General features: G+C 62.0%; 11 protein-coding genes. 10 read left to right on the top strand and 1 reads right to left on the bottom strand.

The window, feature by feature from the left end; translation table 11 throughout:
* Both D8767_RS26495 and D8767_RS26490 read left to right on the top strand, forming a co-directional pair.
* Positions 1–1,163, top strand: a protein-coding gene (locus D8767_RS26495; RefSeq protein ID WP_085982910.1) for an IS3 family transposase whose coding sequence is annotated in 2 segments (ribosomal slippage) — positions 1–256 and positions 256–1,163 — 1,164 coding nt in all. Because the reading frame shifts where the segments join, the coding sequence is not laid out codon by codon here.
* Between the two features lie 500 nt (positions 1,164–1,663).
* A complete protein-coding gene (locus D8767_RS26490; protein ID WP_016715326.1) occupies positions 1,664–2,539 on the top strand; it encodes a DMT family transporter in 876 nt (291 codons plus the stop codon).
* Positions 2,540–2,633: 94 nt separating this feature from the next.
* Here the strand turns inward: D8767_RS26490 and D8767_RS26485 are convergent, their stop codons facing one another.
* Positions 2,634–4,016 (bottom strand): PLP-dependent aminotransferase family protein, encoded by a 1,383-nt coding sequence (locus tag D8767_RS26485; RefSeq protein WP_016715327.1) that lies wholly within the window; start codon positions 4,014–4,016, stop codon positions 2,634–2,636.
* A 199-nt stretch (positions 4,017–4,215) separates the two neighbouring features.
* Here D8767_RS26485 and D8767_RS26480 point away from each other — a divergent pair, with 199 nt between their 5' ends.
* The 8 genes from D8767_RS26480 to selB all read left to right on the top strand — a co-directional run bounded on the left by D8767_RS26480 (position 4,216) and on the right by selB (position 15,034).
* Positions 4,216–5,001, top strand: coding sequence for a TSUP family transporter (locus tag D8767_RS26480; RefSeq protein WP_016715328.1), 786 nt, complete (start codon positions 4,216–4,218; stop codon positions 4,999–5,001).
* Between the two features lie 21 nt (positions 5,002–5,022).
* Entirely contained in the window at positions 5,023–5,796 is a 774-nt protein-coding gene (locus D8767_RS26475) for an SDR family NAD(P)-dependent oxidoreductase (RefSeq protein WP_016715329.1), read from the top strand.
* A 135-nt stretch (positions 5,797–5,931) separates the two neighbouring features.
* Positions 5,932–9,000, top strand: a complete 3,069-nt coding sequence (fdnG, locus tag D8767_RS26465; protein ID WP_141745097.1) for a formate dehydrogenase-N subunit alpha — start codon at positions 5,932–5,934, stop codon at positions 8,998–9,000.
* A complete protein-coding gene (gene fdxH, locus D8767_RS26460; RefSeq protein WP_016715332.1) occupies positions 9,000–9,950 on the top strand; it encodes a formate dehydrogenase subunit beta in 951 nt (316 codons plus the stop codon). The genes fdnG and fdxH overlap by 1 nt, the downstream gene beginning before the upstream one ends.
* Positions 9,947–10,603, top strand: coding sequence for a formate dehydrogenase subunit gamma (locus D8767_RS26455; protein ID WP_016715333.1), 657 nt, complete (start codon positions 9,947–9,949; stop codon positions 10,601–10,603). Before fdxH ends, D8767_RS26455 begins: the two co-directional genes overlap by 4 nt.
* 4 nt (positions 10,604–10,607) lie before the next feature.
* Positions 10,608–11,528, top strand: a complete 921-nt coding sequence (gene fdhE / locus D8767_RS26450; protein ID WP_016715334.1) for a formate dehydrogenase accessory protein FdhE — start codon at positions 10,608–10,610, stop codon at positions 11,526–11,528.
* A 159-nt stretch (positions 11,529–11,687) separates the two neighbouring features.
* Positions 11,688–13,115 carry an L-seryl-tRNA(Sec) selenium transferase gene (selA, locus tag D8767_RS26445; protein ID WP_016715335.1) on the top strand — a complete coding sequence of 476 codons (1,428 nt, stop codon included), beginning with the start codon at positions 11,688–11,690 and terminating at the stop codon, positions 13,113–13,115.
* Complete coding sequence (selB, locus tag D8767_RS26440) at positions 13,112–15,034, top strand: selenocysteine-specific translation elongation factor (protein ID WP_016715336.1); 1,923 nt, start codon at positions 13,112–13,114, stop codon at positions 15,032–15,034. Before selA ends, selB begins: the two co-directional genes overlap by 4 nt.
* Positions 15,035–15,037: the final 3 nt, after the last annotated feature.

The raw sequence follows: 15,037 nt of genomic DNA, 5'->3' as shown, positions 1-15,037 counted from the left end.
ATGAGCAGACAACGACGTACTTTCACCCCCGAATTCAAGCGCGAGGCAGCCGGCCTGGTGCTCGACCAGGGCTATAGCCTTACTGAAGCCGCCCGGTCGCTCGACTTGGTTGAATCGGCGCTGCGCCGCTGGGTGAATCAACTCCAGTCAGAACGTGGCGGTGCTACGCCAACGAGCAAGGCGCTGACCCCCGAGCAGCAGAAGATCCAAGAGTTGGAAGCTCGGATCAACCGGCTGGAACGGGAGAAATCGATTTTAAAAAAGGCTACCGCGCTCTTGATGGCCGAGGAACACGAGCGCTCGCGTTGATTGATCAGCTCCGCCGCGAGGAGCCTGTCGAATTACTCTGCTCGGTGTTTGAAGTCACTCGCTCGTGTTACTACGCGCATTGCCATAAACGGCGATCTCCGGACGTTGCGCGACTGGCACTGCGCGTTCGGGTTAACGAGCTATTTACACAGAGCCGTAGTGCCGCAGGTAGTCGAACCATCATGTGCATGATGCGCCAAGAAGGCATTCAGATCGGCCGCTTCAAGGTGCGCAAGTTGATGCGCGAAATGAAGCTGATCAGTAAGCAACCGGGTTCACATGCCTACAAGAAGGCCACAGTAGAGCGCCCTGACATCCCGAACGTGCTGGAGCGCGCATTCGATGTTACGGCACCGAATCAAGTATGGTGCGGCGACATCACGTATGTGTGGGCTCAAGGCCAGTGGCACTATGTGGCGGCAGTTATCGACCTTTTTGCACGTCGCATGGTGGGTTGGGCGTTTTCACCCAAACCGGACAGCGAATTGGTCATCAAGGCGCTGGACATGGCGTACGAGCACCGCGGGCGGCCGCAGAATGTACTGTTTCACAGTGATCAGGGCAGCCAGTATGGCAGCCGAGCTTTTCGTCAGCGGTTGTGGCGTTACCGCTTCAAGCAAAGCATGAGCCGCAGAGGTAATTGCCTGGACAATGCGCCTATGGAGCGTTTGTTCCGCAGCCTGAAAACGGAGTGGGTGCCAAGTGTGGGCTACATGAGTGCTGCGCAGGCACAGCAGGACATCGGCAGGTTTCTGATGCAGCGCTACAACTGGGAGCGACCGCATCAGTTCAACGGTGGGTTACCTCCGGCGATTGCCGAGGAAAAACTTAATCCGGTGTCCGGGATTAGTTGACCACTACAGGTCATCTTCATCGGCGACGTTGATGCAGTAAAAGAAGCAGTGGCTCTCCCTCCACGTGCTTTCTCTCGCCAGGTGGGGCTCAAGGCTATGCTTGAAGACGCGCTTCAGAACTTGGATAGGGCTGCCTGACGAGACGTTCAGATGGTAGGTAGGAAAATGGGCGGAGCGTAAGGTTTCGCCCCTTTCTTACCCAAAATCATACGAATATCTTTACGTTTCTGTTAATGGGCGATGGTAGGATATGACACAAGGCGCATGGAGTGGGTAATTCACTCACTCACACAGTGAGAGATTGATAGAAATAGGTCGGCATTACCGTTTTGATCAGAACGTGTAGACGTCTAGCAAGACCAGAAACCCAGGGCAGTTGCCCTGGGTTTTTTTATGTCCCGCCATCTTGTGTAGGAGACGTCTGAAGTTGCTGGTGTTGCAACTCCTCACCGCCCTCTCTGTTTAGTATCTGCTTCATAGCAGGCAGAGGGAATGGAAGCATGGACGTCATTATGGGTTTGGTAGCTGCCGTACTTTGGGGTGCTACGGATTTTCTGGTGGGGGTAAACGCTCGGGCGGTTGGTATTCGTCGAGCCGTCTTTTTTGGACAGGTATTGGGCCTGTTGATGATGGGACTGATCATCCTCATGTCGGCCAATCAGCTGGAGAAGATGCTGGCGGCACCTGTTAGCGCATTGCTGATTGGCGGGGTTGCGGCGCTTTGCACGGTGTTAGGAGCGCTGTCACTTTCCAAGGCCTTTGCTATCGGCAAGACGGCAGTTGTGGCTCCGCTGGTGACCACGTATGGCGTTTTTACTACGCTGCTGGCCTGGTTGGGTGGTGATGAGTTGTCGCTTTGGCAGTTTCTTGGTTTGCTGATCTGTTTCTTTGGCGTGCTGTTGGCCAGTAGCAGCGGTAACAAGGCGGATGATCAGGGACGCTCGATGAGCCGTTTGCCGGTTGCGTTCGCTTTATTGGCGGCGGCGCTCTACGGCGTCAGTTTCTGGCTTCAGGGGAAATATGCGCTGCCATCACTCGGCCCTGTGAACATGTTGGCGCTAGGGTATGCCGTTGGGGTGATCTTCCTCATGCCCGAAGCGCGGCTGATGAGGGGCTGGTCGGTAATCAGGCCAAGGACCTATGCAACATTGTGCGGTGCCAGCCTGTTCAACCTCGGTGGGTTTTCTGCCTTTTCCTGGGGGGCGCTCAATGGTTCGATTTCTGTTGTCACGGTGATCAGCACGCTTTCGGGCGGAATCGCTGCGGTACTTGGCTTTTTCTTCTATCGAGAGCGGTTGTCCTGCTTTCAAGTGGTAGGCGTGAGTCTGGTTTTGGCAGGGGCCGTTGTGCTGCACCTGCTTGAGCGACCTCTATAAGTTCAGGGGCTGCATTCACTATGGGAGCGGGCGAGCCCGCTCTCATAGGTTCTGCTACAGCGCAATCCTGTGGGGGTATTAACCCAGTCAGCGCTCAGTAGAACAACCGCGGCTCTGGCGAATCCAGCAGGCTTGCCAACTTGGTCAGGGCAAAGCCCAGCTCCTGGCGGCTGGGTGCCATCAGGGCGATGCGCACGCCGCAGGTGGCGTGGCTGCGTTCTGGCAAAAACTGGCTGCCGCTGACCACCGTAACGCCGTTGTTACGCGCCAGGTTGGCGAACTCGTCGCTGGTCCAAGGCTCTGGCAACTCCAGCCAGATATGGAAGCTGCGAGGCTGAGTACGGATGTTGTATCGGCCGAGAATCTCCCGGGCCATCTGCTGGCGCGCGGCCGCCTCGTCCTGCTGGACCCGTACCAACTGGTCGGCCATGCCGCTGTTGATCAGGTTACTCGCCAATTGCGCCATTAATGGCGAAGGCATCCACACGCTGCTGCGTACCATCGACGATAACCGTGACAGGGTTTGCGGCGGAGCGTACAGGTAACCGATGCGCAGTGCCGGCAGCACGCTCTTGGACAGGCTGGTGAGGTACACCGAGCGTTCAGGTGCATACGCGGCCAGTGGCTTGTAATCCGGGGCGGGCTCGAGAAAACCGTAGATGTCGTCATCGACGATGAACAGGTCGAACTCGCGAGCGATCTCGGCGATGGCCTGGCGCCGTGCGTGGGGCATGATCGAGTTGGTCGGGTTCTGGTGCGTGGTGACGCATATCAGCAGGGAAGGGCGGTGCTCCAGGCAGGCCGCGCGCAATGCATCAGGAATAATGCCGTGCTCGTCCATGGCCACACCATGCAGACGGCGGCCCATGCTGTGGGCGAGGGAGATGATGCCCGGGTAGCACAGCGACTCGCACAGCACCACATCGTCGCTCTTCGACAGGCTGCTGATGGCCACCAGTAGCCCATGCTGCGCGCCAGAGGTCAGTACAACCTGTTGCCAGCGTGCATCTGGCAGCCAGCGCTGAATCCAGGCCGCACCGGCTTGCTTGTGTGAGGTGTGGCCACCCTCGGTCACGTAATCGAGTACTTGCCCCAAGTCCGAAGAAGCGGCCAGTTCGACGATGGCCGTGCCTAGCCACTCGCTCATGTGAGCGTCGTTGGGTTTGATGATCGAGAGATCGATCTGGCTGCTTTCGCCGGCAAGGGGGGCGGGCGCCGACGGGATAGGCAATGGCTGTCGCTGCTGTTTCACAAATGTGCCACGCCCGACTTCGCCAACCACCAGGCCACGCTTGGCTGCCTCGTCGTAGGCCCTGCCGACAGTGCCGGGCGTCACATTCAGTGCTTCGGCAAGGTCCTTGAGGGTGGGTAAGCGATCACCTGCTGCAAGCCGACCACTTTCGATGTCCTGTTCAAGGGCATTAGCGATCATCAGGTAAACCGGCTGGGTTTGATCGCCGTAATGAGGGACCCACATGGAAAACGCACCAGATTCTGCAAGAGCGCGCAGCCTAGCATGAAAGCTCAGATGCAGGTAATGATGGTAATCGTGAGAATTGAGTCGAATAAATTGCTGATTGCATCGATTCAATCTTCGTAATTACAATCATCGCATCAATCAGGGCAGGCTCACTCACGTCGGCCTTGGCAAAACACGCCATTGGATGGGCTTTGCTATGGAAATTCTGGGTGCTTACTGGGCGGAACACTGGTTGCTGGCAATCCTCATGCTCGGCGCGATCGCCTTCGTTGCAGGCTTCGTCGACAGTATTGCCGGTGGTGGCGGTCTGTTTCTGGTACCGGGCTTTTTGCTGGTTGGCATGCCGCCGCAGGTGGCACTGGGCCAGGAAAAGCTGGTCAGCACCCTTGGCACGCTGGCGGCCATTCGCAACTTCCTGGCCAACAGCAAGATGGTCTGGCAGGTGGCGTTGGTCGGGGTGCCGTTCTCACTGCTGGGTGCCTACCTGGGGGCGCACCTGATCGTGTCGATCTCGCAAGAGACTGTAGGCAAGATCATCCTGGCGCTGATCCCGTTCGGCATCCTCATCTTCCTCACCCCCAAGGACCGACCGGTAGAGGGGCGAGAGCTGTCTTCTCGCATGCTCTACACCGTGGTGCCGTTGACCTGCTTGGCCATCGGCTTCTATGACGGCTTCTTCGGCCCCGGCACAGGCAGCATGTTCATCATCGCCTTCCATTACCTGCTGCGCATGGACCTGGTCTCCAGCTCGGCCAACTCCAAAACCTTCAACTTCGCTTCCAACATCGGCGCCTTGGTCGCCTTCGTCATCGCCGGGAAGGTCGTCTACCTGCTGGCATTGCCGCTGGTGGCCTGCAACATCCTGGGTAACCACCTGGGCAGTGCCCTGGCGCTGCGCAAAGGCAATGAAGTGGTACGCAAGGCGCTGGTGTTCTCGATGCTTTGCCTGTTCACCAGCCTGGGCGTGAAGTACCTGGCCTGACCTACTGATAGGAAAAAACTGATGAAAACCGCATTCGTAACTGGCGCCTCCTCGGGTTTTGGCCGTGCCATCTGCTGCACGCTGATCGGCAAAGGCTACCGCGTGATCGGTGGCGCCCGGCGCATGGACAAACTGAAAGCGCTGGAGGCCGAGTTGGGCGTCAATTTCATTCCGCTGGCGCTGGATGTCACCGACCCGGTGTCGCTGGAGACGGCGATCGAGCACATTCGGGATGCATCGCTGCAGATCGACCTGCTGGTCAACAACGCCGGGCTGGCGTTGGGCGTGGACCGTGCTCAGGCCAGCAGCGCCGAAAACTGGCAGCGGATGATCGACACCAACATCACCGGCCTGGCCATGGTTACCCACAAGATTCTGCCGCAAATGGTGAAAGCCGACAGTGGCATGATCATCAACATTGGCTCTATCGCTGGCACTTACCCCTACCCGGGCGGCAATGTGTATGGCGCCAGCAAGGCCTTCGTCCGCCAGTTCAGCCTCAACTTGCGTGCCGACCTGGCGGGCACCCGAGTACGGGTGAGCAACATCGAGCCGGGGCTATGCTCGGGCACTGACTTCTCGGTGGTACGTCTGAATGGCGACCTGGATGCGGTGCAGGCGTTGTATCGGGATGTCGAGGCCATCCTGCCGGAGGATATCGCGGCTACGGTAGCCTGGATTGCCGAGCAGCCGGCGCACGTGAACATCAATACCGTCGAGATCATGCCGGTGGCGCAGAGCAGCGCGGCCCTGAATGTGGTGCGCAACCTGCCGCGTGCCTGCCCCGGGCCTTGACACTGACCCATGTCATCGCACCTTCCCGATTCTTGACTAGTCTTAACCATTGGCGGCCATCCATTGGCCGCCACCGTGACTACCAAGAGGCGCCGGCCATGTTCCGCGCGTCCACCACCTGATCAGGAGTGCACGATGGACCTGAACCGTCGGCAATTCTTCAAGGTCGCCGCCGTCGGCCTTGGAGGCTCGAGCCTGGCGGCGTTGGGCATGGCCCCGACGCCGGCCTTCGCCGAGCAGGTGCGTCACTTCAAGCTGGCGCATACCAAAGAAACCCGCAACACCTGCCCTTACTGCTCGGTCGGCTGTGGCCTGATCCTGTACAGCCAGGGCGACGCGGGTAAAAACGTCAAACAGAACATCATCCACATCGAAGGTGACGCCGACCATCCGGTCAACCGTGGCACCCTCTGCCCTAAAGGCGCCGGCCTGCTGGACTTTATCCACAGCCCGAGCCGCTTGCAGTACCCCGAGGTACGCAAGCCGGGTAGCAAAGAATGGACGCGGGTCAGCTGGGACGAGGCGCTCGACCGCGTCGCCGACCTGATGAAACAGGACCGAGACGCCAATTTCATCGAGAAGAACGCCCAGGGGCAAACCGTAAACCGCTGGCTCACCACCGGTTTTCTGGCTGCCTCCGCCGCCTCCAGCGAGGCAGGCTACCTGACCCACAAGGTCGTCCGCGCAACAGGCATGCTGGGGTTCGATAACCAGGCACGTGTCTGACATGGCCCGACGGTGGCAAGTCTTGCCCCGACGTACGGCCGTGGCGCCATGACCAACCACTGGTCCGATATCGCCAACGCGAATCTGGTCCTGGTGATGGGTGGCAACGCAGCAGAAGCGCATCCGTGCGGCTTCAAATGGGTGACCGAGGCCAAGGCGCACAACAAGGCGCGGCTGATCGTGGTCGATCCGCGTTTTACCCGTACCGCTTCGGTGGCGGACTACTACGCGCCGATCCGTACCGGTACCGATATCGCTTTCATGGGCGGGCTGATCAACTACCTGCTGAGCAACGACAAGATCCAGCACGAGTACGTGCGTAACTACACCGATGTGTCGTTCATCGTCAAAGAGACCTATGGCTTCGAGGACGGGCTGTTCAGCGGCTACGACGAGGCCAAGCGTGTGTATGCCGACAAATCCGGCTGGGGTTACGAGCTGGGTGAGGACGGTTATGCGAAGGTCGATCCGACCCTGCAGCACCCGCGCTGCGTGTTCCAGCTGATGAAACAGCATTACAGCCGCTACACCCCGGAACTGGCGAGCATGACCTGTGGCATGCCGCAGGACGCCATGATGAAAGTCTGGGAAGAGATCGCCACCTGCTCGGCACCGGGCAAGACCATGACGATTCTCTACGCGCTCGGCTGGACGCAGCACTCGATCGGTGCGCAGATCATCCGCAGTGCGGCCATGGTCCAGCTGCTGCTGGGCAACGTCGGCATGCCCGGTGGTGGGGTCAACGCGTTGCGCGGGCACTCCAATATCCAGGGTCTGACCGACCTCGGCCTGCTGTCCAACTCGTTGCCGGGCTACCTGACCCTGGCCGGTGATGCCGAGCAGGACTACGCGGCCTACATCGACAAGCGCGCCTCCAAACCCTTGCGCCCAGGGCAGCTGTCGTACTGGCAGAACTACGGCAAGTTCCACGTCAGCCTGATGAAGGCCTGGTACGGCGCCAACGCCACGGCGGAAAACAACTGGGGCTATGACTGGCTGCCCAAGCTCGATGTCCCGGCCTACGACGTGCTGCGCATGTTCGAGATGATGGGCCAGGGCAAGGTCAACGGCTACATATGCCAGGGCTTCAACCCGATTGCCGCGCTACCGGACAAGAACCGCGTCACCGCAGCGCTGGGCAAGCTCAAGTGGCTGGTCATCATGGACCCACTGGCCACCGAGACCTCGGAGTTCTGGCGTAACGCCGGGCCGTTCAACGACGTCGACACCGCCAATATCCAGACCGAAGTGATCCGCCTGCCCACCACCTGCTTCGCCGAGGAGGACGGCTCGCTGGTCAATAGCAGCCGTTGGCTGCAATGGCATTGGAAGGGTGCCGATGGCCCGGGTGAGACCCGTACCGATGTGCAGATCATGAGCGAACTGTTCCTGCGCCTGCGCCAACGCTACCAGGCCGAGGGGGGCGCCTACCCTGATGCGATAATGAACATCAGCTGGCCGTACAAGGTCCCTGATGAGCCATCCCCGGAGGAACTGGCCAAAGAGATGAACGGTTGGGCGGTCACCGACCTTACCGACGCCACCGGTACCACACTGAAGGCTGGTCAGCAGCTGTCGGGCTTTGCCCAGCTCAAGGACGATGGCAGCACGGCGGCTGGTTGCTGGATCTTCGCTGGCAGCTGGACCGAGCAGGGCAACCAGATGGCCCGCCGTGACAACAGCGACCCGTTTGGCATGCACCAGGTGCAGAACTGGGCCTGGGCCTGGCCGGCCAACCGTCGCATCCTCTACAACCGTGCCTCCAGCGACCCGCAAGGCAAGCCGTGGGACCCAGAGAAGAAGCGCTTGGTATGGTGGAACGGCAAGGCCTGGACCGGTACCGATGTGCCGGACTTCAAGGCCGACTCGCCTCCCGAGGCCGGGATGAACCCGTTCATCATGAACCCCGAAGGCGTGGCCCGCTTTTTTGCCATCGACAAGATGGCAGAGGGGCCGTTCCCCGAGCACTACGAGCCGTTCGAAACGCCGATCGGTATCAACCCGCTGCACCCGCAGAACAAGAAGGTGGTCAGCAACCCGGCTGGCCGCATCTTCGACTCGGTGTGGGACACGCTCGGCACGCATGACGAGTTCCCCTACGCGGCGACCACCTATCGGCTGACCGAGCACTTCCACTTCTGGAGCAAGCATTGCCGGCTCAACGCCATCGCCCAGCCCGAGCAGTTCGTCGAAATCGGCGAGGTGCTGGCCAACGAGAAAGGCATCAAGGCCGGCGACCGGGTGCGGGTGTCGAGCAAGCGCGGGCATATCGATGCGGTGGCGGTGGTGACCAAGCGGATTCGCCCACTCCAGGTCAACAACCAGACCGTGCACCAGATCGGCATTCCGTTGCACTGGGGTTTCACCGGCGCTACCCGGCATGGCTACCTGACCAACACCCTGGTGCCATTCCTCGGTGACGGCAACACCCAGACGCCAGAGTCCAAGTCGTTCCTCGTCAAAGTGGAGAAACTCTGATGGCCAGCCAAGACATCATCGCCCGCTCGGCCACCACCACCGTACCGCCTTCGGTACGCCAGCAGCAGGAAGTCGCCAAGCTGATCGACACCACCAAGTGCATCGGCTGCAAGGCCTGCCAGGTGGCGTGCTCGGAATGGAACGAACTGCGTGACGAGGTCGGCCACAACCACGGCACCTACGACAACCCCCAGGACCTCACCGCCGAAACCTGGACCCTGATGCGCTTCACCGAGCACGAGCGCGACGACGGCAACCTGGAGTGGCTGATCCGCAAGGATGGCTGCATGCACTGTGCCGACCCGGGTTGCCTGAAGGCCTGCCCGAGCCCGGGGGCGATCATCAAGCACGCCAACGGTATCGTCGACTTCAACCAGGACCACTGCATCGGCTGCGGGTACTGCATCACCGGCTGCCCGTTCAACATCCCGCGTATCTCGCAGAAGGACCACAAGGCGTACAAGTGCACCCTGTGTTCCGACCGCGTGACCGTGGGCCTTGAGCCCGCCTGCGTGAAAACCTGCCCGACCGGGGCGATCGTGTTCGGCAGCAAGGACGAGATGAAAGTGCATGCCGCCGAGCGCATTGTCGACCTGAAGTCGCGGGGCTACGACAAGGCCGGGTTGTACGACCCGGATGGCGTCGGCGGCACCCATGTGATGTATGTGCTGCACCATGCCGACACGCCGAAGCTCTACGCCGGCCTGCCGGACCAGCCGGTGATCAGCCCTTTGGTGGGGTTGTGGAAGGGCTTCACCAAGCCGCTGGCGCTGCTGGCCATGGGCGCGGCGGTATTGGCCGGGTTCTTCCATTATGTGCGGGTTGGCCCCCAGCGGGTCGAAGAGGAGGAGCACCCCACGCCGGCGGATGACAACGTGCATCAGGTGGATCCTGCGGTCCATGTCTACGACCCGACCAAGCCCGGTGGGCAAGGGGAGCAGCGGCCATGAACGACAACAAACCCATCCTGCGCTACAACGCCAATGAGCGGACAAACCACTGGATTGTGGCAATCCTGTTCATCCTGGCGGGGCTGTCGGGGCTGGCGCTGTTTCATCCGGCGCTGTTCTGGCTCAGCCACCTGTTTGGCGGCGGGCCGTGGACACGCATCCTGCACCCCTTCATCGGGGTGGCGATGTTCGTGTTCTTCCTCGGCCTGGTGTTCCGTTTCTGGCGCGCCAACTTCATCACCGCCAACGACCGCCTGTGGCTACGTCGCATCGATCGGGTGATGGTCAATCGAGAGGATGGTGTGCCGCCCATCGGCAAGTACAACGCCGGACAGAAGCTGCTGTTCTGGACCTTGCTGGCGTGCATGCTGGTGCTGCTGGTGAGTGGGGTGGTGATCTGGCGAGCGTACTTCAGCCACTGGTTCGGCATCGATACCATTCGCTTGTCTGCGCTGCTGCACGCGCTGGCGGCGTTCGTGCTGATCCTCAGCATCATCGTGCACATCTATGCCGGCATCTGGATCAAGGGCTCGATCGGCGCCATGCTGCATGGCTGGGTCAGCCGCGCCTGGGCACGCAAGCACCATGAGTTGTGGTACCGCGAAGTGACCGGCGACAAGACGCCGGGCAATCACGGACGAAAAGAAGGATGAATGCTTGAGCACGATACTCGAACCCGGGCAGATCGAAGCGTCGGCGGTGATGCCGCCGTTTCTGCACCTGCCGCCCGCCAACCTGTTTGACGTGCGCGCTGCACGTCTGGATCAGCTGGCCGAGGGCAACGCACTTGGCGACTACCTGAGGCTGGTGGCGCGGTTGTGCCGTGTCCAGCAGCAGCTTGTGGATAACCCGCCCGCTGGCGTGCCGGTGGCCGAGGAACGTCAGCGCCTGTGCATAAGTCATGGTTTACCGCCGCTGGCGGCGGACAGCCAGGTGCGCGAAGGGCCTTGGCTGGTTTGGTTACAGGCCCTCCTTGAGCACTTCAACTGTGAAAACAGTGGCCCGCTGGGTGAGGCCTTGCAGGTGCTGCGTGGCAGTGATGAAAACCAGCGCAAAGGCTGGGGCATCGCTTTGCTGGCAGGGCAGTATGACGCGGTGCCAGCGGCAGTGGTGCCGTTCCTCGGGGCTGCGTTGCAGGCGGCCTGGTCCAGCTGGCTGCTGGCGTTGCCAACGCCGGAGCTGAAACCTGCTGGCAGCTTGGCCCAGTGCCCGGCTTGCGGTTCGCCGGCAATGGCCGGGGTGGTGCGCAACCGTGGCAAGCACAATGGCCTGCGTTACCTGGCCTGCTCGTTGTGTGCCTGTGAATGGCATGTGGTGCGGGTGAAGTGCGTGTATTGCGAGTCGAGCAAGGACTTGCGCTATACCAGCCTTGAGGATGATCGCCATGCGCCGGGCAAGGCGCCATTGCGTGCCGAGTGCTGCCCGGGGTGCGAAAGCTACCTGAAGCAGAACTATCTGGAGAACGATGCGGCGGCCGAGCCTTTGGCCGACGACCTGGCCAGCCTGGCGCTGGACATGCGCCTGGACGAAGAGGGATTTCATCGCCTGGCGCCCAACCTGATGCTTGCGCCCGGTTAGTGGGTGAGTGTCTACACTGAAAGACCGAGTTGCCTTCTTCGCGGGCACGCCCGCTCCCACATGGACTGCGCAAGCCTCAAATACAGCGCGGACACTGTGGGAGAGGGCGTGCCCGCGAAGAGGCCAGTACAGACACCGGATAACCCAAGGTAGTACCGCATGTCTTCAAGCCTAGCCAGCGACACCCCACGCCTCCCATCCATCGACACCCTTCTGCGCCACCCGGCCTGCCTCCCGCTGATCGACCGTCACGGCCGCGATGCAGTGTTGGCTACCTTGCGCCAACTGCTCGACGACCTGCGTGACCCTGCCCGCAACGGTGAGCTCAGCGCCGCCGAACTGGCCGCCGAAGTGCTGCTGGGCCGTACCGGTGAACGCCTTGCCGCGCAACAGCGCAGCCAGGTCCGCCGTGTGTTCAACCTCACTGGCACCGTGCTGCACACCAACCTCGGCCGCGCCCTGCTGCCCGAAGAAGCCATCGAGGCCATGCAGACTGCCGCCCGCTATCCGCTCAACCTGGAGTTCGACCTGGCCACCGGCAAACGTGGCGACCGCGATGACCTGATCGAAGGCCTGATCCGCGAACTGACCGGCGCCGAAGCCGTCACCGTAGTCAACAACAACGCCGCTGCCGTGCTGCTGGCGCTCAATAGCCTGGGCGCACGCAAGGAGGGCATCATCTCCCGTGGTGAGCTGATCGAGATCGGCGGTGCCTTCCGCATTCCCGACATCATGGCCCGGGCCGGCGTGAAGCTGCACGAAATCGGTACCACCAACCGCACCCACGCCCGCGACTATGAGGCCGCCATCGGCCCGCGCACGGGCCTGCTGATGCGCGTGCATTGCAGCAACTACAGCATTCAGGGCTTCACCACACAGGTGCCCACTGCCGAGCTGGCGCGGATCGCCCATCAACATGAACTGCCGCTACTCGAAGACCTCGGCAGCGGCAGCCTGCTCGACCTTACCCGCTGGGGCCTGCCCGCCGAACCTACGGTGCGCCAGGCCCTGGCTGATGGCGCCGATATCGTCACCTTCAGCGGCGACAAACTGCTGGGCGGGCCTCAGGCAGGGATCATCGTTGGCCGCAAGGACCTGATCGCCAGGATCAAGAAAAACCCGCTCAAGCGAGCCTTGCGCGTCGACAAGATCACCCTCGCAGCCCTTGAGGCGGTGCTGGCACTGTACCGCAACCCCGACCGCCTGGCCGAACGCCTGCCCAGCCTGCGCCTGCTGACCCGCAGCCAGGCCGAGATCCAGGCTCAGGCCGAGCGCCTGTCGCCTGAACTCAAGGCGCGCCTCGGCGAGCAATGGGCCGTCAGCGTCGAACCTGCCCTGGGCATGATTGGCAGTGGCAGCCAGCCGGTGGCGCGCCTGCCCAGTGCCGCGCTGTGCCTGCGCCCGCAAGTGTCGAAGAAGCTGCGCGGGCGCAGCTTGCATGTACTGGAGCGGGCCCTGCGTGATCTGCCTGTGCCGGTGCTGGGCCGCATCGATGACGATGCCCTGTGGCTGGACCTGCGCCAACTGGATGACGAAGCCCAGTGGCTGGCCCAGTTGCCCGCCCTGCAACTGGGGGCTGTGCAGTGATCGTTGGTACCGCCGGGCACATCGACCACGGCAAGACCGCACTGCTGCAGGCGCTGACTGGCCAGGCCGGCGACCAGCGGCAGGAAGAGCGCGCCCGCGGCATGACCATCGACCTTGGCTACCGCTATGCGGCACTGAGCGAAGGCGCGCCGCTGACGGGCTTCATCGATGTGCCTGGCCACGAGCGTTTTATCCACAACATGCTGGCCGGTGCCCATGGCATCGACCTGGTGCTATTGGTGGTGGCTGCTGACGACGGGGTCATGCCGCAGACGCGCGAGCACCTGGCGATCATCGAGCTGCTGGGCATTCCCCAGGCCCTGGTGGCGATCAGCAAATGCGACCGGGTCGAGCCGGCCCGGCTGGCCGATGTGCAGGTGCAAGTCAGTGAACTGCTGGCGCCAGGGCCGTATGCCGGTGCGCGGCAGTTCCCATTGTCGAGCATCAGCGGGGAAGGCGTGGACGCGCTGCGTCAAGCCCTGCTGGAGGCTGAGGCCAATGTACGGGCACGCGCTGTGCGCGGTGGTTTTCGTCTGGCCGTGGACCGCGCTTTCGCGGTTAGCGGCGCTGGCGTGGTGGTCACCGGCACGGCGCTGGCCGGGCGGGTCAGTGCCGGCGATACCTTGTTGCTGGGCAAGGCCGGCAAAGCGGTACGCGTGCGTGGCCTGCATGCACAGAACCAGGCCTCGTTGGTGGCAGAAGCGGGCCAGCGGGTAGCGCTGAACATCGCTGCCGAGCGACTGGCATTGGAGCAGGTACACCGGGGTGACTGGCTGGTGCCTGAGTGGCTGCATGCGCCTGGCGTACGGGTGGATATCGAGCTGAGCCTGTTACCGGGAGAGACACGTACGTTCGAACATTTCAGCGCGGTGCATGTACACCTGGGGACTCAGGATGTGACGGCCCGGGTCGCCTTGCTTGAAGGCGAAAGCTTGGCGGCCGGCCAGCGCATGTTTGCCCAGTTGGTGCTCAATGCTCCGCTGCAGGCGGTGCATGGCGACCGTTTGGTGCTGCGCGACCAGCGTGCCCAGCGCACCTTGGGCGGTGGCAAGGTGCTGGACCCGTTCGCGCCAAGCCGCCAACGCCGCAGCGATGAGCGCCTGCGCCAGTTGCAGGTGCTGCGCGATACCGAAGAACTGGAGCAGGCGCTGCCGGCGCTGCTTGCCAGTGCACCGGGCGGTATCGACCCCCAGCGGCTTGAGCGGCAGTTCAATCGCCTGCGAGAAACCTGGCAGTTGCCGGAAGAAGTTTTGGTGGTGGCCACGCGGCAGGGCCAACTGCTGTTCGCCACTGCCAAGTGGCACGTGCTGAAGCAGCAGGTGATGGAGCAGTTGGCACGGTTCCACGAACAAGAGCCCGACCAGCTCGGCCCGGACCGTGATCGCCTGCGCCGTTTTGCAGCCCTGCCCCTGGAGCGACCGGCCTTCGTCAGCCTGCTGGATGAGTTGCTTGAGGACGGCAGCATCGCCAGCAGCGGGCCTTGGCTGCATTTGCCCGATCATAAGGTGCAATTGAGCGAAGCCGACAGTGAGTTGTGGGCGCGCCTGGAGCCGAGGTTGCTGGCGGGGCAATACGACCCGCCCTGGGTCAGGACGCTGGCAAGTGAAGAGAACTGCGCCGAAGCTGATGTGCGCCTGTTGTTGCGCAAGCTTGCACGGCTGGGCCTGGTGCACCAGGTGGTGCGTGACCTGTTCTACCCGGAGTCGACCTTACAGCGCATGGCAGCGTTGCTGCTGGGGCAGGCCAGTGAGACGCCGATAGTGCAGGTTGCCGCGTTTCGCGATATGTTGGGGATCGGTCGCAAGCGCAGTGTGCAGATTCTCGAGTACTTCGACCGCATCGGCCTGACCCGGAGGGTGGCCGACCAGCGTCACATCCGCGCCGACAGCGCCCTGGCCCAGCAGCAGACCAGGCACTGAGTT

Source organism: Pseudomonas sp. LTGT-11-2Z (assembly GCF_003691445.1).
Lineage (GTDB): Bacteria > Pseudomonadota > Gammaproteobacteria > Pseudomonadales > Pseudomonadaceae > Aquipseudomonas > Aquipseudomonas monteilii.
The sequence above is the reverse complement of the archived record's forward strand: the minus strand, read 5'-3'. Positions and strand labels throughout refer to the sequence as shown.